This window comes from Falsigemmobacter intermedius (assembly GCF_004054105.1).
Taxonomy (GTDB): domain Bacteria; phylum Pseudomonadota; class Alphaproteobacteria; order Rhodobacterales; family Rhodobacteraceae; genus Wagnerdoeblera; species Wagnerdoeblera intermedia.
Genome location: NZ_SBLC01000002.1, coordinates 187,912 through 208,451, shown reverse-complemented (window position 1 = coordinate 208,451; position 20,540 = coordinate 187,912). Strand labels below are relative to the sequence as shown.

The 20,540-nt window shown below is 65.0% G+C and carries 18 protein-coding genes; 6 read left to right on the top strand and 12 right to left on the bottom strand.

The window, feature by feature from the left end; genetic code table 11:
- Positions 1 to 67: 67 nt before the first annotated feature.
- The 6 genes from EP867_RS02150 to EP867_RS02125 all read right to left on the bottom strand — a co-directional run bounded on the left by EP867_RS02150 (position 68) and on the right by EP867_RS02125 (position 7,365).
- A complete protein-coding gene (locus tag EP867_RS02150) occupies positions 68 to 2,455 on the bottom strand; it encodes a DUF3772 domain-containing protein (protein ID WP_164888739.1) in 2,388 nt (795 codons plus the stop codon).
- Between the two features lie 8 nt (positions 2,456 to 2,463).
- Complete coding sequence (locus tag EP867_RS02145) at positions 2,464 to 3,495, bottom strand: cysteine synthase A (RefSeq protein WP_128486551.1); 1,032 nt, start codon at positions 3,493 to 3,495, stop codon at positions 2,464 to 2,466.
- A gap of 70 nt (positions 3,496 to 3,565) precedes the next feature.
- Positions 3,566 to 4,648, bottom strand: coding sequence for an NUDIX domain-containing protein (locus tag EP867_RS02140; protein ID WP_128486550.1), 1,083 nt, complete (start codon positions 4,646 to 4,648; stop codon positions 3,566 to 3,568).
- Positions 4,649 to 4,672: 24 nt separating this feature from the next.
- Positions 4,673 to 5,113, bottom strand: a complete 441-nt coding sequence (locus tag EP867_RS02135; protein WP_128486549.1) for a TrgA family protein — start codon at positions 5,111 to 5,113, stop codon at positions 4,673 to 4,675.
- A gap of 73 nt (positions 5,114 to 5,186) precedes the next feature.
- Entirely contained in the window at positions 5,187 to 6,431 is a 1,245-nt protein-coding gene (locus EP867_RS02130; RefSeq protein ID WP_128486548.1) for an aminotransferase class V-fold PLP-dependent enzyme, read from the bottom strand.
- A gap of 298 nt (positions 6,432 to 6,729) precedes the next feature.
- Positions 6,730 to 7,365 (bottom strand): J domain-containing protein, encoded by a 636-nt coding sequence (locus EP867_RS02125; protein ID WP_128486547.1) that lies wholly within the window; start codon positions 7,363 to 7,365, stop codon positions 6,730 to 6,732.
- 87 nt (positions 7,366 to 7,452) lie between these two features.
- Here EP867_RS02125 and EP867_RS02120 point away from each other — a divergent pair, with 87 nt between their 5' ends.
- The gene (locus tag EP867_RS02120) at positions 7,453 to 7,710 is read left to right on the top strand and encodes a BolA family protein (protein WP_128486546.1); all 258 of its coding nucleotides are present in this window, start codon (positions 7,453 to 7,455) and stop codon (positions 7,708 to 7,710) included.
- A gap of 182 nt (positions 7,711 to 7,892) precedes the next feature.
- On the opposite strand, the gene EP867_RS02115 is transcribed toward EP867_RS02120, so the two are convergent.
- Positions 7,893 to 8,300 (bottom strand): DUF4177 domain-containing protein, encoded by a 408-nt coding sequence (locus EP867_RS02115; RefSeq protein ID WP_128486545.1) that lies wholly within the window; start codon positions 8,298 to 8,300, stop codon positions 7,893 to 7,895.
- 154 nt (positions 8,301 to 8,454) lie between these two features.
- On the opposite strand from EP867_RS02115, the gene EP867_RS02110 reads away from it, so the two are divergent.
- From EP867_RS02110 to rpmB, 4 genes are all read left to right on the top strand, one after another.
- A complete protein-coding gene (locus EP867_RS02110) occupies positions 8,455 to 9,768 on the top strand; it encodes an FAD-binding domain-containing protein (protein ID WP_128486544.1) in 1,314 nt (437 codons plus the stop codon).
- 124 nt (positions 9,769 to 9,892) lie between these two features.
- A complete protein-coding gene (locus tag EP867_RS02105; RefSeq protein WP_128486543.1) occupies positions 9,893 to 12,040 on the top strand; it encodes a malate synthase G in 2,148 nt (715 codons plus the stop codon).
- Between the two features lie 411 nt (positions 12,041 to 12,451).
- Positions 12,452 to 13,219: a gamma-glutamyl-gamma-aminobutyrate hydrolase family protein gene (locus EP867_RS02100; RefSeq protein WP_128486542.1), complete on the top strand. Its 768-nt coding sequence runs from the start codon at positions 12,452 to 12,454 to the stop codon at positions 13,217 to 13,219.
- 338 nt (positions 13,220 to 13,557) lie between these two features.
- A complete protein-coding gene (rpmB, locus tag EP867_RS02095) occupies positions 13,558 to 13,845 on the top strand; it encodes a 50S ribosomal protein L28 (RefSeq protein WP_128486541.1) in 288 nt (95 codons plus the stop codon).
- A gap of 176 nt (positions 13,846 to 14,021) precedes the next feature.
- Here rpmB and EP867_RS02090 read toward each other — a convergent pair whose 3' ends face one another.
- Genes EP867_RS02090 through moaA form a run of 4 tightly spaced genes read right to left on the bottom strand, consistent with a single transcriptional unit; the run spans position 14,022 to position 18,532 of the window.
- Positions 14,022 to 15,284, bottom strand: coding sequence for a multidrug effflux MFS transporter (locus EP867_RS02090; protein ID WP_277749353.1), 1,263 nt, complete (start codon positions 15,282 to 15,284; stop codon positions 14,022 to 14,024).
- Positions 15,285 to 15,331: 47 nt separating this feature from the next.
- Positions 15,332 to 15,973, bottom strand: coding sequence for a DsbA family oxidoreductase (locus EP867_RS02085; protein WP_128486539.1), 642 nt, complete (start codon positions 15,971 to 15,973; stop codon positions 15,332 to 15,334).
- Positions 15,973 to 17,499: a class I adenylate-forming enzyme family protein gene (locus EP867_RS02080; protein WP_380049880.1), complete on the bottom strand. Its 1,527-nt coding sequence runs from the start codon at positions 17,497 to 17,499 to the stop codon at positions 15,973 to 15,975. The genes EP867_RS02085 and EP867_RS02080 overlap by 1 nt, the downstream gene beginning before the upstream one ends.
- Positions 17,500 to 17,527: 28 nt before the next feature.
- The gene (gene moaA, locus EP867_RS02075; RefSeq protein ID WP_128486538.1) at positions 17,528 to 18,532 is read right to left on the bottom strand and encodes a GTP 3',8-cyclase MoaA; all 1,005 of its coding nucleotides are present in this window, start codon (positions 18,530 to 18,532) and stop codon (positions 17,528 to 17,530) included.
- Positions 18,533 to 18,644: 112 nt separating this feature from the next.
- Here moaA and EP867_RS02070 point away from each other — a divergent pair, with 112 nt between their 5' ends.
- Positions 18,645 to 19,097, top strand: coding sequence for a hypothetical protein (locus tag EP867_RS02070; RefSeq protein WP_128486537.1), 453 nt, complete (start codon positions 18,645 to 18,647; stop codon positions 19,095 to 19,097).
- Between the two features lie 93 nt (positions 19,098 to 19,190).
- Here the strand turns inward: EP867_RS02070 and EP867_RS02065 are convergent, their stop codons facing one another.
- A complete protein-coding gene (locus EP867_RS02065; RefSeq protein WP_128486536.1) occupies positions 19,191 to 20,522 on the bottom strand; it encodes an amidase in 1,332 nt (443 codons plus the stop codon).
- Between the last annotated feature and the right edge of the window lie 18 nt (positions 20,523 to 20,540).

Sequence of the window (20,540 nt, the reverse complement as noted above, 5' to 3'; positions counted from 1 at the left end):
GGGGGGGGCGAACGAAAAAGGCGGCAGCCCTTGGGGACTGCCGCCTTTTATAAAGTCAGGGGCTTTTTCAGCCCGCGAGCGGCGGGGCCGGGGGCTCTGTCGCCGGGGCAGGCACGGGCAGCGCCTCGGGGTTCAGGATCCGGACTTCGCGCTGGGCGAAGGGGATCGAGATGCCTTCGGCACTGAAGCGCTCCATGATCTGATGGTTGATCTCGGTCTTCACCGAGCCGCTGAAATTGATGTCGCGCAAAATCGCGCGGATCTCAAAGTTCAGACCATCGGCCCCGAAGCCGACAAAGAGCACCGAAGGCGGCGGGGTCAGAACCACCATGGGCTGGGCTTCCGCAATCTCCTGCAGGATCTTCTGCACCTTGCGGGTGTCGCTGTCATAGCCCACCGAGATCGGCACGATGACCCGGCCGGTCTGGTTGAAGGCGGTGAAGTTGGTCACCTGACCCGAGATCAGGCTCGCGTTCGGCACGATCACCGAATTGCGGTCAAAGGTCTCGACCCGGGTTGAGCGGATCGAGATGCCGCGCACGATGCCCTGCACGCCGCCCACTTCCACCCAGTCGCCCTCAGCGACCGGGCGCTCGATCAGCAGGATCACGCCGGAGATGAAGTTCTGCACGATGTTCTGCAGACCAAAACCGATGCCGACCGACAGGGCCCCCGCCACAATCGCAAGGCTGGAAAGATCAAGCCCCGTTGAGGTGATGGCCGCCAGCGCCGCCAGCACGATCCCCACATAGCCAAGCCCCGAAACGATGGCGTTCTTCGAGCCGGTATCCAGCGTGGTCTTCGGCAGGATCGAGGTTTTCAGCGCCCCCTGCATCAGGCGGGTGACGCCATAGCCGATGCCGAAGATGATGACGAAGAGGATGAAGTCCATCGGCCGCACCCGGGCATCGCCGAGTTTGAAGCCGTCCTGGAAGGTGCTCCAGTATTCCGTCAGCTCTGCCGGGCGCACGCCCCAGACCAGCGCCAGAACCGGCACCGCAGCAATGACCAGCAGCGAAGAGACGAGGACCGGGAAAAGCGCATCGCGCGCCAGTTTTGCATCCGCCCGGGTGACCAGTGCGTAAAGATCATAGATCAGCCGCTGGATCAGCGTGACCAGCGCCAGAACGCCAAGGGTGACCATAGCGGGGCGCACGGTCGATTCCGCCAGCGTCAGAAAGCCCGCAGCTCCCGCCAGCGGGCCCGCGATGCCGATCACCATGGCCGCACGGCTCAGAAGGGTCACCACGGTCGCGGCAAAGCCCGACAGCGCCTCTCCTTCCGGCGGGGCGATCAGGGCATGGCGCAGAAGCTGGCCGATACGGAAAAGGAAAAGCCCGCTCAGCAGCGTGAAGGGATAAAGCAGAAGCTGCGCATATTCGCCGTAACGCTCTGAGCTGAGGGCGGCGGCAAAGAGCGTCTCGGCGGCGCCCGCCAGGGCGAAAAGCGTGACCAGAATGCGGCCCTCCCGCCGCCGCTCAGGCGGCAGGGGCAGGATGGTGGTCAGATGCTCGCGCGCGGGGAAGATATGGCCCGCAATCCAGGTGGTCAGCGCAAAGACGAAGGTGGCGGGGACCGCAGCTTCGGCGATGGCGCGGATCTGCATGCCGCCAAAGCCCGTGCGCTGGAAGGCCGCGATCAGCACCGCCACAGCGATCACCGGCAGCGCCACCTGGGTCAGCGAGAGCGGCAGTTCGATCACCCCCCACCAGACCGGGCGCACCCGCGCCTGCAGCCGCGCGATCCAGCGCTGAATCAGGCGGCGGCCCTGCCACATCATGGCAATGGCGATCAGAAGCTCGATCACCAGCACCGGGGCGGCATCAGTCACCGCCTTGCGACGCGCCGGATTGGCCCAGGAGCGTTCGGTCTCTGCCCAGAGATCCGTGACCCATTTGCCAAAGACCCCTGCCGCCGGAGCCCAGGAGGCGGGATTGGCCGGGGCCGGACCCCGGGCGACCAGTTCGCTCGCCTGACGCTGGCGCAGGATGGTATCGGCCTCACGGATCAGACCATCGGCGCGGCGATAGGCTTCCTCGGCAGCGATGCCGGGGGCCTGGGCGCGGGTCAGCTGTTCGTTCAGCTCCGCCCGGCGGGCCGCGATCTCAGCCGGCTCCGTGGCCGGCTCGGCAGGGGCTTCGCCCAGGGCCGCGATCTGCTCCCGCAGAGTGGTGATGCGCAGCCCGTTGGCGGTCTGCGCTTCGAGAAAGGTTTCGCGCCAGGTGGCAAGTTCGCTGCGCAGGGCTTCCAGCCGCTCTGAGCGGGTGGTCGGATCGGCGATCAGCTCTTCGCTGCGGGTGGCAAAGGCCAGCCAGGCCGCGGTCTGCTCATCGACAACCGGTGCCTCAGCGGCGGCAGCGGGGGCAGGGGCTTCCTGCGCGTGCAGGGCCGGACTGAGCGCCCCTGCCATGGTTAAAAAGAGAAGGACCAGGCAGGAACGCAACAGTACAGTCATCGAAAGGATCAGCCTTCGCTTACGTCCGGAACCTGACGCGGCGCACGGTTGAGCCATTCCGGCACCGGCAGATCGCGCGCTTTCAGGAACTCCGGGTTAAAGAGTTTCGTCTGATAGCGGGTACCATAATCGCAAAGCACCGTCACGATGGTATGGCCCGGACCCATCTCACGCGCCATGCGGATCGCCCCCGCGACGTTCACCCCCGACGAGCCGCCCAGGCAAAGCCCCTCTTCGGAGAGCAGATCAAAGACCACCGGCAGCGCCTCACGGTCAGAGATATTGAAGCTCATATCCGGGGTGAAGCCTTCGAGGTTTTTGGTGATGCGGCCCTGGCCGATGCCCTCGGTGATCGAGGTGCCTTCCGATTTCAGCACACCGGTGGTGTAAAAGCTGTGCAGCGCCGCGCCATCGGGATCGGCGAGTGCGATCTTCACGCCCTTGGGTTGCAGCGCCATGCCGATGCCCGCCAGCGTCCCGCCGGAGCCGACCGAACAGACAAAACCGTCGACCTTCCCGCCGGTCTGTTCCCAGATTTCCGGGCCGGTGGTTTCAATATGGGCCTGACGGTTGGCGATATTGTCGAACTGATTGGCCCAAACCGCGCCACCCGGCTCGGTCTTTGCCAGCGCCTCGGCCAGACGGCCGGAGTAGCGCGCGTAGTTATTGGGATTGGAATAGGGCGCGGCCGGCACTTCCACGAGGGTCGCGCCTGCCAGTCGCAGCATGTCTTTCTTTTCCTGGCTCTGGGTTTCCGGGATCACGATCACCGTCTTAAAACCCAGCGACGAGCCCACCAGCGCAAGGCCAATCCCGGTATTCCCGGCGGTGCCTTCCACAATCGTGCCGCCCGGCGCCAGTTCGCCGCGCGCCACCGCATCGCGGATCATATAAAGCGCGGCGCGATCCTTGATCGACTGGCCGGGGTTGAGAAATTCTGCCTTGCCCCAGATTTCACAGCCCGTCAGCTCAGAGGCTTTCTTCAGGCGGATCATGGGGGTGTTGCCGACCATATCGGCCAGATCGCGGCTCATGCGCATCGCTTTGTCCTTCCCGGAGGGGCTGTCAGTCAGGTTTAGGATCTCAGTTGCGGAAAAACAAGGCAGCGCCTCAGGCGGCACGGCGCAGCCCGTCACGTTTTGCCGCCAGCCAGAGCGCTGAAAGGATCAGCGGGCCGGAGGCAAATTCGGGGGTGTCGATCAGAGCCATCAGCTCCTCAAAGGGCAGCAGATGGGCGCGGATGTCCTCGGCCTCTGACGCAAGACCGCCAAGGCGGGGCAGATCATCGGGCAGATCACAAAGCGCGATATAGGAATAGAGAAACTCGGCCTTGGCCCCTGGGCTGGGGTAATAGCGCGCAGCCTCAATCAGCCGGTCGAGCGTCAGCCCGGCCTCTTCCCCGGCTTCGCGCCGCGCGCAGTCCTCAGGCGTCTCAAAGGGATCGACGCGGCCGGCGATCGGCTCCAGGAGCCAGGGGTTTTCTGCGCCGCGCGCCAGCGGGCCGGAGCGGATCTGCTCGACCACCAGCACCAGATCGCGTTTGGGGTCATAGGGCAGAACCGTCGCCGCATCCGAGGAGATGAAGGCCGCGCGGTTGATCTCGGGGCTGGTGCCGCCGTCAAAGCGGCTGTGACGGAAGTCATATTCCTCGACCGAGAAGTAATTGGCATAGACCACACGGCGGTCGCGCAGCCTAATATCGCCGCCCGTCGCCTCACGGCGCAGCTTCGCCCCCTCATGCCCCTGGGCCCGCAGGCGGGAGGCGGCGCGGCGCAGCATCATATCCCAGCGCACCGTGCTCAGCGGCAGATCAAGGCGCTGATAATCCGCCATCAGATCGCGCAGCGCCTCTGTGACCACTTCTTCGTGACCGGAGGGCTGCGGCACGCCGGGGACTGAGGGCGGGGACAGCGGCAAAAAGGCCTCGCGCCCGTCGGGCAGGGGGCCGCGGCGCTGGCCGAAGCAGGCGGCCAGCCAGTCCAGCCGCGCCAGATCCACTTCTGCGGGGTTGCGCAGGGCCAGCCCTTCGGTCTGTGCACCGGCTGCTTCCGTCAGCATCGGCCAGTGGCCGGGCAGGGGCGCGCGGGCATCAAACCCTGCCAGCCGCGCCCGGCCCACCGCCACCGGGTGACCCAGCACGAGGCTCAGCCCCTCAAGCCGCGCCAGCGGCCCGTGAAGAAACAGAGATGTCATGCACTTCCTTTCTGCGCCGCCCCCTCAGGACCAGCGCCGCCCGCTCCATTCGGCCAGGGCACCACCGAGTATCCCGCCGAGGATCAGAACAAGTATCGGCTGGGGCTGAAAGATCCCGGCCGCATAGCGAAAAAACAGATCAACAATGCCCAGAAGCGCATCAAAGACGCCGTCATAGCGCTTCATCAGGCTGCGTTTGCCCATCTCGATCACGGAAAACAGCCCCAGCGCCGAGACGGCCAGCAGAAACGAGGTTCTGAGCCCCCCGGCCATGGCGTGGGGCATGCCCTGACCGGTCAGTCGTCCCATCACGCTCCAGCCGAGGATCAGCCCCAGCAGGGCCGCCACCAGGGAATAATGCCCCCAGGCCTGGCCCTGCGGCAGTCCGAGGCGATAGGTCTCTGCCGCAAAAAAGCCCACGGCCATAAAGGCGAGGGCGGCAAAGAGGCGGGCGGCGGTGGGCATGGTCGAACCTTCCGAAGGGCGGCTGCGGGGGGCGATGTGCGACCATCGCCCCCGGGCCTTACCTTGCCACTCCTCAGAGGTGGCGTTCAAGCGCAGAGATCAGCTGCGCGATTTCTGCCTCAGAGGTGTAATGCGTGAAGGAGAGCCGCAGCACCCCCGGAGCGGGGTCCACCCCCATGGCCTGCAGCGGGCGCTGAGCGTAGAAATTCCCGCCCCCCGCCATGATGCCGCTTCGCGCCAGATCTGCCGCGACCGGAGCCGCCGCGCGGCCAAGATCCAGCGCGAAGGTGGGGGCGCGGCCTTCGGCGTTGCGCGGACCAAGCAGGCGCAGATCATTGCGCGCGCTCAGCCAGGCCAGCAGCGGCTCAGAGAGCGCACGTTCCTGCTCGCGCATCAGCGCGTGAACGGCGGCATTTTTCTCCCGCGGGCTGCGGCTGGTCTGCGCGGGGAAATGGTGATCGTGCAGTGCCTCAAAGTAATCTGCCATGCCCGCGCAGGCCGCAATCTGCGCGTGATCGGGACCGGCGGGGGTGAAGCGTTTATAAAGCACATCGCCGTTGAAGTGATGCGCCTGGTTCGGCAGCGCTTCGGCCACCGCGCGGCGGATCACCATGATGCCCTGATGGGGCCCATAGGTCTTATAGGCGGAAAAGAGATAGATATCGGCCCCGAGGGCGGGAATATCGGGCAGGCCATGGGGCGCATAAGACACCCCGTCGACACAGCTCACCGCGCCCGCCGCCCGTACCATGGCGGCGATGGAGGCGACGTCATTGATCTCACCCACCACATTCGAGCAATGCGGGAAGGCCACCAGCTTCACCCGCCCGTCTGCCAGCAGATCGGCGAGCCGCGCCGGATCGAGATGGCCGGTCTCAGGGTCAATCTGCCACTCGCGGATCTCAATTCCGGCCTCGGCCAGGCGCCGCCAGGCACCGCTGTTGGCCTCATGATCCTGGTTGGTCACCACCACCGCATCGCCGGAGTTCAGGCTCTGACGGAACGCCTGCGAGAGCACATAGGTATTGGCCGTGGTCGAGGGGCCGAAGGACAGCTCATCGCCGTCAATGCCCATCATGGCGGCCAGACGGCTGCGGGCCTCATCCATCTCTTCACCGCCGAGGCGGCTCGCCTCATAGGCGCTGTAGGGCTGGACCTTGCGCTGGTGGTAAAAGCGCGTCAGCCGCGCGATCACCTGCGCACAGGTATAAGAGCCTCCGGCGTTTTCAAAAAATGCCTGACCCTGAAGGGAAGGCTCAGCAAAGGCAGGAAATTGGGCACGGGTGAAATCGGTGTCGAACCGGGGCAGCGCAGTCATCGGTAAATCCCTGAAAAATCGGCTGCGACAGCCTGCCGCGCCCCCGGCGGCCATGCAAGCCCCGCCGCCGCTGCGGTGGGAGATAAGCCCCGCCCCCGCCTCATTTTCCGGCGCGGGGGAGCGGCTTTCCGGCTGCCTGCAGGACCGCAGAAGCCACCGCGTAGAAAGGCAGTTCCCTGCGCTCCGGAATACTGCGCTGCCCGCCTTGGGAGGCAGCCGCGGGGCGGCTCCCTTGGCCTGCTTCGGGATATGAAAAAGCCGGCCCTGCGGGGCCGGCCTGATCTGCGGTGAGGGGCGGTCAGTCTTTGAAAGAGCGGCTGTCTTTGACCTGATCCCAAGCCCAGACAACCTCCTGCAGACGCTCCTCATCAGAGCGGTCGCCGCCGTTGAGGTCGGGGTGCAGATCCTTCACGAGGCTCTTATACTGTTTGCGGATCTCGGCCCGCGTCCAGGTGTCCCGCGCATCAAGGATCTCAAGCGCCTTGCGCTCCGTCGGCGGCAGGCGGCGGGTGTTGCCCTTGGGGATGCCCGCGCCATTGCGGGTGCCCTTGTCGCCCAGGATTTCGAGCGGGTCATTCACGCCCATGCGGACCCAGGCATTGCCCTCATCCGGACGCTCGCCGAAGGGTTTGGTTTCGCGGCCCCAGACGCGGTCTTTGTCGATGAATTTCTGGAATTCTTCTTCAGTCTGGCCCTGAAAGAAGTTCCATTTCAGATTGTATTCCCGGACGTGCTCTTTGCAAAACCACACGAAGTCGTTCAGCTGCTCAGGCGAGCGGGGCGCGCGATACTGGCCCGGCTCTTTGCAGTCAGGATAGGAGCAGGGACGGTCCGTCCCCTCCACAGCCCCCGACATGCCCCGGCGGCTGCGGGCCTTCTTCTTCTTGTCGCTCGAGACGCGGATATCAAACTCGAAGGGCGATCTGGTGGTCATTACTTTGGGGCTCCGGGCTTGCCTTTCCGACTCAGGGCGGTGAGCATAGACCATTCCGCAGACAGTTGAAGGGACGAAGAGGATAAAATGGGCATCGAAGCCGAAATTCGCCAGAGGCTTGAAGCCGCCTTCCATCCCGATCACCTTGAGGTGATTAACGAAAGTTACAAGCATGCCGGGCATGCGGGCGACAATGGCACCGGCGAGAGCCACTTCCAGGTGGTGATCCGGGCGGGCGCTTTTGCCGCACAAAGCCGCATCGCCCGACACCGCGCCGTGCATAAGGCGCTGGGGGACGATCTGACCACCCGGATCCATGCGCTGGCGCTGGATATCTCAGGCTGAGGGCCTGCCACCCGCCCGGCAAAGCGGGGTTTCGTGACCCGCCCCGAGCCGCCCCGACCCGACCCGCTGAGGCGCGATCGCCCGGGGGCTGCGCCGCAGTCTGTCGGGCGGGCACAGTCAGGCCACAATGAAAAAGCCCGCAGCCTGGGTGCTGCGGGCGCTTTAGTTCCCGGGCGGGGGGCTCAGTCGCGGGCGCTGCCAAGCGCGGGGGCCGGGCCTTCGCCGCTTTGCAGGCTGAGCTTCGGCGCCGGAGCCGCCACGGGCGCCGGAGAGGGCGCCGTCAGCGGGGCAGGGGCAGCCGTCGGTGCTGCAACCTCGGCGCGCAGGGCCTGAGGACCGGCCTCCGCGGCGGACTTCAGGGCGCGGCGAAAGACCATCAGCGACTGAAAGCTGGTTGAGACCCGCCCGGTCAGCCCGGTGCGCTCTTCCACCGGCAGGGTGTCGGTGCGGATATACTCCCATCCGTCGAGCGCCATCTCATTCATCACCCGGGTCAGCGCATAGGCAAAGCGGTCCTCAGAGGACTTCAGCCCGCGGGCTTTGTCACCCTTCCGGGGGGCAGGGACCACCTTGTACTCATGGGTCTGCATACCGTCGTCCTTTACGAGCTTCTGAAGGCCTGAGGGTTAAACCAAGAAAGCGCCTCGGTGAAAAGTCCCTTTCCCTCCCTCGGCAAAGCTTTGCCTGTGGCTGTGGCAGAGAGGATCTTTACAGCCTTCAGGGGCGGGAGTATCGCTTTGTTCCATGGATGTTCTTGTCTGGTTCCGATCTGATCTGCGGGTGAATGATCACCCCGCCCTCAGCCGCGCCGCCGCCCTGGGCGCGGTGCTGCCGGTTTTTGTGGCTGATCCGCAGGATTGGGCAGGGCCGGAGGCGGCGGGGCGGCACTGGGCCTTTGTCTCCGCCGCGCTGGCGGAACTGGGCGAAGATCTGAACCGGCTGGGCGCGCCGCTCAGCCTGCGTCAGGGGGCGGCAGCAGAGGTTCTGCCGAGGCTCTGCCGGGCGCGGGGCATCCGGCATATTGTCAGCCATCGCCGCGCCTGGACGGCCCCGCGGGACGCAGAGTTGCGCCGGGTGCTGGAGGCAGAGGGCATCACCTGGGAGGAGATCTCTGAGGAGACCCCGGGTCTTGCGCCCCCGGAGCGGCTGACAGCCGTGGAGGGCGCGGTGGCCGGGCTGATCCCGCCGGCGCGCAGTCTGGGTCTGAAAGACGATCCCTGTCCCTGCGCTCAGGGCGGGGGGCGGCGGGCGGGGCTGCAGCTTCTCGACAGTTTTGTCAGCGGGCGCGGGGTCAATGCGCCGGTCGGCTCGCTGTCGCCCCTGGCCGGAGAGCGCAGCTCGCTCAGGCTTTCGGCCTATCTGACCTGGGGGCTGCTGTCGCAGGCTGAGGTGCGGGCGGCTTTGCCCGGATCGCTGCCGCCGGAGGTCGCAAAAACCGTCCTCGCAAGGCTGAACGCGCGCCGCCGCGCGGCCGGCCTGGAGGGGGCGGTGCAAAAGGCGGCTCCGCTTTCGCCCGCTCTGGCAGCCTTTGCGGAAGGCCGCTCCGGTCTGCCCTTTGCGGATGCGCTGATGCGCTATCTGCGGGCGACCGGCTGGGTCAATGCCCATGCGCGCAGTCTGCTGGCCTCGGTGGCGCTGCATCACTTGGGCGGGGACTTTCGCGCGTCGGGGCAGATGCTGGCGCGGCTGCTGACCGATTATGATCCGGCGATCTTCTGGTTTCAGCTGCAAAAAGTGGCTGCGGCACGCCCGGTCGATCCGCTGCGCGCGGGCGAAACCTTTGATCCTGAGGGCCGCTTTCTTCGCCGCTGGTGCCCCGAACTCAATGCGGTGCCGGGCGCTTATCTGCACCGGCCCTGGCGCTGGTCAGGGGCGGGATCGGTTCTGGGGCGGCGCTATCCTGAGCCGCTGGCCGATCCGCAGCGGGCTTTGCGCGCGGCGGCGGCTCTGCACCGCGCCAAGCGCTGGGAGGAGGCGGATTTCGCGGTCATTGAAGATCCGCGCCCCTTCCTTTTCGCGCCGCCTGCGCCCAATGCGCAGCTGACGCTTGATCTGTGACTATGGGTGCATTTTTCGTGAAATGCAGAAAGTGATGCTTTGGGTTTGGGCGAAAATGAACTGCCGCCATCGCCCCGGTTCTGCTAGATAAGTCTTAAGCTGCGACCGATTGGGGAGAGATCCGATGAGCAACCGTACCGACCGCCATGGCCTTCAGGTCGATACCCGCCTTGCCGCTTTCATCGAAGAGCAGGCGCTGCCGGGCACCGGCATTGACACCGAGGCCTTCTGGTCCGGTTTTTCCGCCATTGTCGAAGGGCTTGCACCGAAAAACCGCCTGCTGCTGGCCAAACGTGAGGCGCTGCAGAAGCAGATTGACCTGTGGCACAAAGCGCGTCGCGGTCAGCCCCATGACTTCCCCGCCTATAAGGCCTTCCTGCAGGAGATCGGTTATCTGGTCCCGGAAGGCCCCGACTTCAAAATCGGCACAGAAAATGTGGATCCAGAGATCGCTGAGGTCGCAGGTCCGCAGCTGGTGGTGCCGATCACCAATGCACGCTATGCGCTGAACGCCGCCAATGCGCGCTGGGGCAGCCTTTATGACGTGCTCTACGGCACCGATGCCATGGGCTCCAATCCGCCTGCCGGTGGCTTTGAGCAGGGTCGCGGCGGCCGTGTGGTCACCCGCGCCAAGAGCTTCCTTGACGACACCTTCCCGGTGAAAGGCGCAAGCCATGTTCAAATCACCGAATATAAGGTTGAGGGCGGTCAGCTTCTGGCCAATGGCCTGCCGCTTGAGAAGCCTGAGCAGTTTGCAGGCTTCACCGGTGAGGCCGCAGCCCCGAAATCGGTCCTGCTGAAAAACAACGGTCTTCACGTTGAGCTGGTCTTTGACCGCGCCCACCCGATCGGGAAAACCGATCCGGCGGGTCTGGCCGATGTGCGGCTGGAATCGGCGCTCTCGACCATTATGGACTGCGAAGATTCCGTTGCCTGCGTCGATGCGGAAGACAAGGTTCTGGCCTATTCCAACTGGCTGGGCCTGATGAAGGGCGATCTGGCGGAAGAGGTCTCGAAGGGTGGCAAAAGCTTCACCCGCCGCCTGAATGAGGATCTCAGCTTTACCGCGCCCCAGGGCGGCACGGTGACGCTGAAGGGCCGCTCGCTTTTGTGGATCCGCAACGTGGGCCATCTGATGACCAACCCGGCCATCCTGCTGGCCGATGGCTCGGAAATTCCGGAAGGGCTGATGGATGCCATGGTCACGGTGATGATCGCGCTCCACGATCTGAAAAAGCCCGAAGGTCTGCGCAACAGCCACAAAGGCTCGGTCTATGTGGTGAAGCCGAAGATGCACGGCCCCGAAGAGGTGGCCTTCACCGATGAGATCTTCACGAAGGTCGAAAAGGCGCTCGGCCTTGCTCCCAATACCGTGAAAATCGGCATCATGGATGAAGAGCGCCGCACCTCGGTGAACCTGAAGGAGTGCATCCGCGCGGCGAAAGACCGGGTGGCCTTTATCAACACCGGCTTCCTTGACCGCACCGGCGATGAGATCCACACCTCGATGGAAGCGGGTCCCTTCTCGCGCAAAGATTTCATTAAGGCCAAGGGCTGGATCGCGGCCTATGAAAAGCTGAACGTGGATATCGGTCTGGAGTGCGGCCTGTCGGGCCGGGCGCAGATCGGTAAGGGCATGTGGGCCATGCCCGATCTGATGGCCGCCATGCTGGAAGCCAAGATCGACCACCCGAAATCGGGCGCAAACTGCGCCTGGGTGCCCTCGCCTACTGCTGCGACGCTGCATGCTTTGCATTATCATAAGGTTGATGTGAAAGCGGTTCAGGCGAAACTCGCCAAGGGTGGCCGCCGTGCTCATGTCGATGCGGTGCTCTCGATCCCGCTGGCGACCTGGGGCCGCTGGACGCCCGAGCAGATCGCCCGTGAGGTCGAGAACAACTGCCAGGGCATTCTGGGCTATGTGGTGCGCTGGATCGATCAGGGTGTTGGCTGCTCGAAGGTGCCGGACATCAATGATGTGGGCCTGATGGAAGACCGCGCCACCTGCCGCATCTCAGCGCAGCATGTGGCGAACTGGCTGCACCACGGCATCGTCGGCCGTCAGGAGGTTGAGGCCATCCTGAAACGCATGGCGGAAGTGGTCGACCGTCAGAACGCGGGCGATGCGGGCTATACCCCCATGGCCCCGGGCTTTGACGGCCCGGCCTTTAAGGCGGCCGCCGAGCTGATCTTTGAAGGCACCACCCAGCCCTCCGGCTATACTGAGCCGCTGCTGCACGCCTGGCGCCTGAAGGCCAAAGCCTCGGCCTGATAAGCTTTCAACGGGCCTCTCTGCACAGCGCAGAGAGGCCCGTTTCTTTTGCGGCCTCCCGCCGAAGCCCGCCTTCTATGAGGGATCGCCGGGGCCAAGAAGAGACATCCCCTCTTCCCCCTGCCAGCGGCAGGCGGGGCCTTGCCGCGAAATCGGCACAGAGCCTTTCGGGAGCCGTTCAGCGCAGGTCTTGCATGATGTCTTAACCTCTCCCGGTCAGACTGAGGCCCGAAGCTGCCGGCCGCAGAGAAGGGGACCCCCGGAGTGGATATCTGTTCTTTCCCGCCAAAGCTGCTCGCACAGATGTGCAGAGTCTCTGTGCGGGGGCAGGGGTTTCCCTTTCCCGGAGGCAGGGCTAGTCTCGCGCTGACAGGCGCAGGGTGCTGCGCCGGAACCTCGGGTTGAGAGACAATGCAGCCAGCTTTACGCCGTCCCGTCGTGGGTATCATCAGCAACGAGAGCGTGCTGAACGACACGTATCAGGTCCATGCGGCGGGGTTGATGAACTGTCAGGCGGTTGCCGGTGTGGCGGGCTGCCTGCCGCTGGTGATCCCTGCCGATCCGCGCCTCGTGACGGTGGAGGAGCTTTTGGAAAGCTGCGACGCCTTTCTGCTGACCGGCGGGCGGCCCAATGTGCACCCCAGCGAATATGGCGAAGAGGAAACGCCGGCCCATGGTGCCTTTGACCGCAACCGTGATGCGATCACCCTGCCGCTGATCCGCGCCTGTGTGGAACGCGGCCAGCCCTTCTTCGGCATCTGCCGCGGTTTTCAGGAAGTGAACGTCGCCATGGGCGGCACGCTTTATCCTGAGATCCGCGACCTGCCGGGGCGGATGAATCACCGCATGCCGCCCGATGGCACCATCGAAGAGAAATTCGCCCTGCGCCACACCGTTACTCTGACGCCGGACGGCGAGTTTGCGAAGCTCTTCGGCTCGACGGAGGTGATGACCAATACGCTCCATGGTCAGGGCATCAACCGCCCCGGCAGCCGGATCATCATCGAAGGCCATGCCCCCGATGGCACGCCTGAGGCGATTCGGGTCGCGGATGCACCGGGCTTCACCCTCTCGGTGCAGTGGCATCCGGAGTATAATGCCGCAGGCGATCCGGTCTCGCGCCCGCTCTTTACCGCTTTCGGCGAGGCGGCGCGCGCCTTTGCGGCCAGCCGCGGCTGAGGGCAGGGGGCAAGGGGGCGGCTTTGCGAATCGCGCAGGCCCTCTTTTTGCCCGATGCACTCTGCTTTGGCGGGTAAAGCGCACCACATCCTGGGGCGCGCGGGCGCGAAACCCTGGATTCAGGCGAGATTCCCGCCCCATGGGCCAAAGCGCCTCTGGCCCCTGGGGATAACTTCTGCCATAAGCCTTCAATCATGTTGCGGCCTAAGGTCGGAAGGCAGAGGGGAAAGGCTGTAAGGCTTGACCTTTGACGGCTTTCCCCCTAAACGCCTCGCAATGGTATTGAGCGCTGCTCTTCGGGCGGCGCGGTTCACTGTCGGATACGAAGGATCAGGACGATGTCGCGCGTCTGCGAACTTAGCGGTAAAGGCCCGATGACGGGCAACAACATCAGCCACGCCAACAACAAGACGCGTCGTCGGTTCCTCCCGAACCTCAACGACGTGACCCTGCAGTCGGACGTGCTGGGTCAGTCGTTTAAGCTGCGCATCTCTGCGCATGCTCTGCGCTCGGTCGATCACCGTGGTGGTCTGGACGCTTTCCTCGCGAAATCGCGCGACGAAGAGCTGTCGGATCGCGCGCTGAAAATCAAGCGCGAGATCGCAAAAGCTCAGGCTGCTGCCTGATCTGATTGCGGCTTTTGCCGGATTTAAGAACCCCTCGCACCTCTGGTTGCGGGGGTTTCTTTTTGCCCTGACATCCGTCTTGTCCTGACTTTCGCCGTCCGCCCGCGGTGAGGGTAAAAGAAAAGCCCGCCCCCCGGAGAAAGGAGGCGGGCTTTTGCGGTTCCTGAGGCCCGGGCTTACTTCGGCGCGGCGGGGGACTTGGGCAGGAAGGCCTGGAGCACCAGAGCGGTGGCGGAAAGCCCGGTGATCCCCAGAGCCAGCGGCATCACCGTGCCGTCAAAGGCCAGCCCCAGAGGCGCGGCGAAAGCGACGCCGATCACCGTGCTCAGCGCCGCCATGAGCGAGGCGGCCATGCCTGCGAGATGGCCCAGAGGCTCCATGGCGATGGCATTGATATTGCCCATGATGAAGCCGACCATGAAGAAGATCCCGGTGATGAACACCAGGAAAAGCGCAAAGGCCGCGGTGCCCGTCAGCACCTCTCCCGCCAGAAGGGCGGCCACGACCAGCGCCAGCGCCAGCTGTGCGCCAAGGGCCAGCCGCACCAGGCGGCGCATGCCAAAGCGCACCACCAGCTGGGCGTTCAGAAGGCTCGCCCCGCCCGAGATCAGCGCGATCATGGCAAACCAAAAGGGGAAGGTCTCACCCCGCCCGAAGGTGGTCTCAAACAGCGGCTGGATCTGCGAAATGGTGCCAAAGAGCGCGGCGAGCTGCAGCGCCTGCACGCCGATCGACAGCTGCGCGGTGCGCTGTGAGAGCACCTCTTTCGCGCCGCTGAGCAGCGTGGCGAGGCGGAAAGGGCGTCGCCGCTCCGGCGGCAGGGTCTCGCCCAGACGGCTGCCATACCAGGTCGCAGCGGCCAGCATGAACAGCACAAAGGCGATGAAGATCCCGCGCCAGCCGGTGAAGGCGATGATCTGCGCCCCGATCAGCGGGGCTGCGGCGGGCACGATGGTAAAGATCATCATCACGAAGGACATGATCCGCGCCATCTGACGGCCCGAATAGATGTCGCGCACTGTGGCCATGGCGATGATGCGCGGGCCTGCCGCGCCCACGCCCTGCAACAGCCGCCCCGCCAGCACCGTCTCAAGCGAAGACCCCGCCCAGGCCAACAGGGCCCCGGCGCAAAAGAGCACGGCGCCGATCATCACCACGGCGCGGCGTCCCCAGGCGTCTGACATCGGGCCTGCCACAAAGGTGCCGACCCCCATGCCCAGAACGAAGCTGGTCAGAATGAGCTGCGCCTTATTCGGATCCGAGGGCGTCAGCTCCCGGGCGATCTCGGGCAGTGCGGGCAGCATGGCGTCGATGGAGAAAGCGATGGTGGCCGTGAGCATCGCCAGAAGGGCGATGAATTCCGGCAATGCGATGCGGGGGGTGGGGCTTGAGCCTTGGGTCATAGAGAATCCATAGGTCGGAAACGACGGCGCGGCCAGTCTCGGGCCGCGCTTCAGTCATAAACCGGTGAAAGAGGGCGCGGGTTTCAGCCTTCGCGCAGCTTTTCGGCGATTTCCTCAGCGATGCCGACCCAAGTCTCCACCGGCTGCGCCCCGGTCACCACATATTCACGTGCGATGAGAAAGCTCGGCACCGACTGCACGCCCTTGCGCCTTGCATCCATGGCGCGCGAGAAAATATCCGCCCGATCCGCATCAGAGGCCAGCAGACGCAGCGTCGCCGCGCGGTCCATGCCCTGGGCTGCCGCGATATCGGCCAGCACCTCATCTTTTCCGATATCAAGACCATCGCGGAAATAGGCTTTGAAAAGCGCCGAGACCACGGCGGTCTGGCAGCCCTCAAGCCCGGCCCAATGGATCAGGCGATGGGCATTCAGGGTATTGGGCTGCACGCGCATTTTCTCAAGGTTGAACTCAACCCCGGCAAAGGTCGCGGCTTCCATGACGCGGGTATAGGCTTTTGCGGCCTCCATCTGGCCGCCGAATCTGGCTTCCAGAAAATCGCGGCGGTCCACACCTTCGGCCGGGAGATCCGGGTTCAGCATGAAGGGATGCCATTCGATGCGGAAAGGGTGATCGCCGACCTTTTCAAGGGCACGGTCGAGATAGGCTTTGCCGATCATGCACCAGGGGCAGACCGGATCGGAAAAAATGTCGAGGGTGACCATCAGATGTCTCCTGCGGGCGTCGTGGCAAAGCTCTGACGCAGGGCCCGTCGGGCAAGTTTGTTATTCGCGCCCTTTGGCAGCACCGGGATATGGCGATAAAGGCGCGGCTGCTTATAGCGGGCAAGCCGGGTGGCGGCAAAGGCGGCAAGTTCGCCCTCATCGGTTTCGCTGCCGCTGTAGATCAGGGCGATGACGCGGGTCCCGGGCGAGACCTCCACCTCAATGGCGGCCGATTCGCTCACCGCCGGATGGGCGTTCAACGCCTCCTCCACCTCCAGGGGCGAGACCCGAAAGCCCCCGGCGTTCAGCATGTCATCATCGCGGCCCAGATAGGTGATGGCATCATCCTCAGCCATGGCCACGCTGTCGCCGGTGACAAACCACTCGCCCGCGAATTTCGCGGCGGTCTCCTCCGGCTGGCCGTAATAGCCGAGAAACAGCCCCGGATCACTGCGGTGCACCGCAAGCGTTCCGGGCGTGCCGCGGGGCACCGGATCTCCCGCCTCATTCAGAACGGCAATCTGCCGCCCCGGCTGCGGATAGCCTGAGGCCCCCTCAGGCGCGGGCCGCGCGGGGCTGCCTGAGACAAAGGTTGAGCATTCCGACATGCCAAGCGCTTCATAGATCTTCGTGCCGCTGGCCTCTTCCCAGGCCCGCCGGATCTCCGGCGAGAGCTTTTCGCCGGCTGAAAGCCCGTGGCGAAGGCGCGGCAGCGCGGGCAGGGGGGCGCGCAGCATCTGGCGGTAAACCCCCGGCGCTGCAGCAAAAATCGTGGCATCAAACCGCCTGAGCAGCAGCGGCAGCTGCGCCGCCGTAATCCCCTCCGAGGGGATCAGCGCCGTGGCCCCGCAGACCCAGGGGTCCATCAGCCCGGTGCCCAGCGTATAGGTCCAGTTAAAGGCCCCTGCATGCAGCAGCCGGTCCGCCTCTGTCAGCCCGTACCAGCCCTCATACATCATGCCGCGCGCCAGGATCGCGCGATGCGCATGCATCACCGCCCGCGCGCGCCCCGAGGTGCCGGAGGTGAAAATCAGATAGGCCAGCCGGTCCGGATCGCCCGTCTCCCAGTCACAGGGCGGCAGATCGCGAAAACTCTGCAGCCTTTCCAGATCGATCACCGGAAGCTCTGCCCCGCCCGGCAGAGCCACCCCCGGAGCGGCCACAACAGCCGCAGGCGTGATCTGCGCCGACATCTTCGTGATCTCAGCCCCGGTCAGCTGCGACGAGGTGGGAACCGGTACAACCCCCACCGCAATCGCCCCCAGATAGGCCAAGGCAAAATCCACCGTATTGCCAAGCCGCATCAGCAGCCGGTCGCCGGGCTTCAGACCGGCCTGCAAAAGCCCGGTGCCGGTCCCGCGCACCGCGGCTGCCAGTTTGCCGTAAGACCAGCGCTCCGCGCCGGAGAGCTTCAGGATCTGCAGCGCATTCTTCTCAGGCATGCGCTCCGCCGCCGCCAGGACATGAGCAGCCATATTGAAGGCGGCCGGAGCCTGCGGCGGGGTCTGACGAAAGAGCGAATCCAAGCGCGGCTCCGGAACTGAAAAGGCGGGCTCAGCCGCCGGTATGGCTCATATGACGGCGCATCTGACCTTCGACAGTGCGGCGGGAATAGTCGAAATCATGCCCCTTGGGCTTATGGCTGATCGCCGCGCGGATCGCGGCCTTCACATCGGCATCATCACCGCTCTGACGCAGCGGCGCGCGCAGATCGGCCATATCCTCCTGACCGAGGCACATATAAAGCTCCCCCGTGCAGGTCAGCCGGACCCGGTTGCAGCTTTCGCAAAAATTATGCGTCAAAGGCGTGATAAAGCCGATCTTCTGCCCGGTCTCCTCAAGCCGCACATAGCGCGCCGGCCCGCCGGTGCGCTCCGCAAGATCGGTCACGCTGTAGCGCTCAGCATAACGCGCCCGCAGATCCGACAGTGCCCAATACTGATCCAGACGGTTTTCTTCGCCCATCTCGCCCATGGGCATGACCTCAATCCAGGTCAGATCATGCCCCTCAGCCGCACACCATTCGGTCAGGCTGAACTGCTCATCCTCATTAAAGCCCTTCAGCGCCACGGCATTGATCTTGACCCGAAGCCCCGCCGCTTTCGCAGCCGCGATGCCGTCCAGCACCTGCGGCAGACGCCCCCAGCGGGTCACATCGGCAAATTTCGCCGGATCGAGCGTATCAAGGCTGACATTAACCCGCCGGACACCACAGTCCGCCAGTTCGCCCGCAAAGCGCTTCAACTGGCTGCCATTGGTGGTCAGCGTCAGCTCTTCCAGCGCACCAGAAGTCAGATGCCGCGACATGGCGCGGAAAAATTCCATGATGCCGCGGCGTACCAGAGGCTCGCCCCCGGTGATGCGCAGCTTGCGCACGCCCAGTTCGACGAAATTGCTGCACAGCCGGTCAAGCTCTTCCAAAGTCAGAAGATCGGCCTTGGGCAGAAAGGTCATATGCTCCGCCATGCAATATTTGCAGCGGAAATCGCACCGGTCGGTGACGGAGACACGCAGATAAGTGACCGCGCGGGCAAAGGGATCGATGAGCGGAGTATACATGCCCCGGAGTCTAGGCTCCGCGACCCGCCTCGGCAAGGGTCCCGAAGGGCAGGCCGCACGGGGAATTTAATGGACGGCTCCGAAAACTTGCGGCACTCTTGCGGGCATGAAGATGTCACGCGTTGCCCTGGTCCTGGCTCCGATCACACTCGCGCTCTCCGGCTGCGACACCTCTCCTGTTTCTGCCGTGGCGCCGCCGCCTGCACAAAGCGCGGCCCCCGCCGTGCCGCAGCGCATCGCGCCGCCCGCAGGCTCGCGCACGGCCGCCGCCTTCGACCGCACGAGTGCTGCGGAAAAAGCGGCCGCCCTCGCGGCACCCGCCTCGGGCACGGCGCTGGGTCAGGTCACGGTCAGCCTTGGAAATCCCGCCGAACAGGGCTTCTGGCTGCGCTCAGCCCTCGTGAAAGACAAACGCCCCGGCGTGGTGAAACTGGCCTCCGGCAAAACCGCTCAGGTTGATCTGCTGCCACTCACCGGCGGCGGCCCGCAGCTTTCTCTGGCTGCCTACCGCGCCCTCGGTCTTGGCCTGACGGATCTGCCCCAGGTCACCGTTCTCGCCCGCTGAGGCCCGTCACACCGCTTGATTTTGGCTTTTTAAAAATACTCAAAATCTCCCCCGCCCGCCCGAAAGCAGGCGGGGGATTGTGTCTCAACCGCTTCAGCGCAGCACTTTCTCCGCCGCAGCCGCCAGCCGCAGAAGCGGCGCATCCGTCCGGCCCGGCGCCATCAGCATAAAGCCGCAGGATGCCTCCCGCGTCGGCAGGCTCACCGCCGGGGCATCCATCAGATTGCCGATGCGGGTATTGCGCAAAGCCAGCAGGTTCTCGGTCACATAATAGTCACTGTCGCTCATCAGCCGCCCGGCATCGGGCGGCAGGATCGGAGAGGTGGGCAAAGCCACCGCGTCAAAGCCCGCCGTGGCCTTCGCCCAGATCCGGCGGATCTCTTCCAGCCGCCGCCAGGCCGCCACGTAATCCGCCGCCGCCACCCCCGCGCCTGAGCGGAAGCGCTCATAAATCCGCGGGAACATGGCGGCGGGATTGGCCTCAATCACCTCGCGCCAGATGCCCCAGGCCTCAGCGGTAAAGAGAATACCGGCCAGCTGCAGCGCCTCTGCGATCTCGGGCAGGCGGATATGCACGATCCCCGCGCCGCCCGCCGAGAGCCGCTTCAGCCCGTCCTCAAAAGCCCGCGCCGGGGCCTCGCGCAGATCCTCAAGCGCCACACTCTCCAGAACCGCGATGCGGCGGTTGCCGAGTTCCGGCCCCGAAAGATCCGCCGGCTCTTCGCCCTGAAAGGCCGCGAAGGTCAGCGCGCAGTCCTCGACTGTGCGGCAGATCGGCCCCACAGTGTCAAAGCGCTCACAAAGCGGCACCGTGCCGCGCGTATCCACCCGCCCCAGGACCGGCTTATAGCCCACAAGATCATTCCAGGCTGCGGGAATGCGCACCGAGCCCCCGGTATCCGAGCCGATTGAGGCTGCCGCCAGCCCGAAAGCCACCGAGGCAGCCGCCCCCGAAGACGAGCCCCCCGGCACCGCTTTGGGGTCATTGATATTGGGCGATGTCGCGGTCACCGGGTTCAGCCCCAGACCCGAGAAGGCCAGCTCCGACATATGGGTCTTGCCAAGGCAGACCAGTCCCGAGGCGGAGCCCTGCGCCAGAACCGGCGCATCCTCCTGCGGCACCCGGTCTTTCAGCAGCGCGGATCCGGCCTCCGTCGCCACACCGGCGCTGTCAAAGAGATCTTTCCAGCTCACCGGCACCCCGTCGAGCGCCGAGCATCTGGTCCCCGATGTCGCACGATCGCGGGCAGACAGGGCCTCCGCCCGCGCCCGCTCCGGGGTCAGCCGGGCATAGATGCGCCCGGTTTCCGCATGATGTTCCGCCGCCTCAAGAAAGGCCTCCGTCAGCGCAACCGGGTCGATGCGGCCCGCCGCAATACCGCGGCCAAGCTCTGCGGCGCTCGTTTTCAGCCAGTCTGCACTCATGAGATCTCTCCTGGGCCG

Coding starts and splice junctions, on each gene's coding strand:
- EP867_RS02150 (WP_164888739.1), bottom strand. CDS start 2,455: ATGACTGTACTGTTGCGTTCCTGCCTGGTCCTTCTCTTTTTAACCATG.
- EP867_RS02145 (WP_128486551.1), bottom strand. CDS start 3,495: ATGCGCATGAGCCGCGATCTGGCCGATATGGTCGGCAACACCCCCATG.
- EP867_RS02140 (WP_128486550.1), bottom strand. CDS start 4,648: ATGACATCTCTGTTTCTTCACGGGCCGCTGGCGCGGCTTGAGGGGCTG.
- EP867_RS02135 (WP_128486549.1), bottom strand. CDS start 5,113: ATGCCCACCGCCGCCCGCCTCTTTGCCGCCCTCGCCTTTATGGCCGTG.
- EP867_RS02130 (WP_128486548.1), bottom strand. CDS start 6,431: ATGACTGCGCTGCCCCGGTTCGACACCGATTTCACCCGTGCCCAATTT.
- EP867_RS02125 (WP_128486547.1), bottom strand. CDS start 7,365: ATGACCACCAGATCGCCCTTCGAGTTTGATATCCGCGTCTCGAGCGAC.
- EP867_RS02120 (WP_128486546.1), top strand. CDS start 7,453: ATGGGCATCGAAGCCGAAATTCGCCAGAGGCTTGAAGCCGCCTTCCAT.
- EP867_RS02115 (WP_128486545.1), bottom strand. CDS start 8,300: ATGCAGACCCATGAGTACAAGGTGGTCCCTGCCCCCCGGAAGGGTGAC.
- EP867_RS02110 (WP_128486544.1), top strand. CDS start 8,455: ATGGATGTTCTTGTCTGGTTCCGATCTGATCTGCGGGTGAATGATCAC.
- EP867_RS02105 (WP_128486543.1), top strand. CDS start 9,893: ATGAGCAACCGTACCGACCGCCATGGCCTTCAGGTCGATACCCGCCTT.
- EP867_RS02100 (WP_128486542.1), top strand. CDS start 12,452: ATGCAGCCAGCTTTACGCCGTCCCGTCGTGGGTATCATCAGCAACGAG.
- rpmB (WP_128486541.1), top strand. CDS start 13,558: ATGTCGCGCGTCTGCGAACTTAGCGGTAAAGGCCCGATGACGGGCAAC.
- EP867_RS02085 (WP_128486539.1), bottom strand. CDS start 15,973: ATGGTCACCCTCGACATTTTTTCCGATCCGGTCTGCCCCTGGTGCATG.
- moaA (WP_128486538.1), bottom strand. CDS start 18,532: ATGTATACTCCGCTCATCGATCCCTTTGCCCGCGCGGTCACTTATCTG.
- EP867_RS02070 (WP_128486537.1), top strand. CDS start 18,645: ATGTCACGCGTTGCCCTGGTCCTGGCTCCGATCACACTCGCGCTCTCC.
- EP867_RS02065 (WP_128486536.1), bottom strand. CDS start 20,522: ATGAGTGCAGACTGGCTGAAAACGAGCGCCGCAGAGCTTGGCCGCGGT.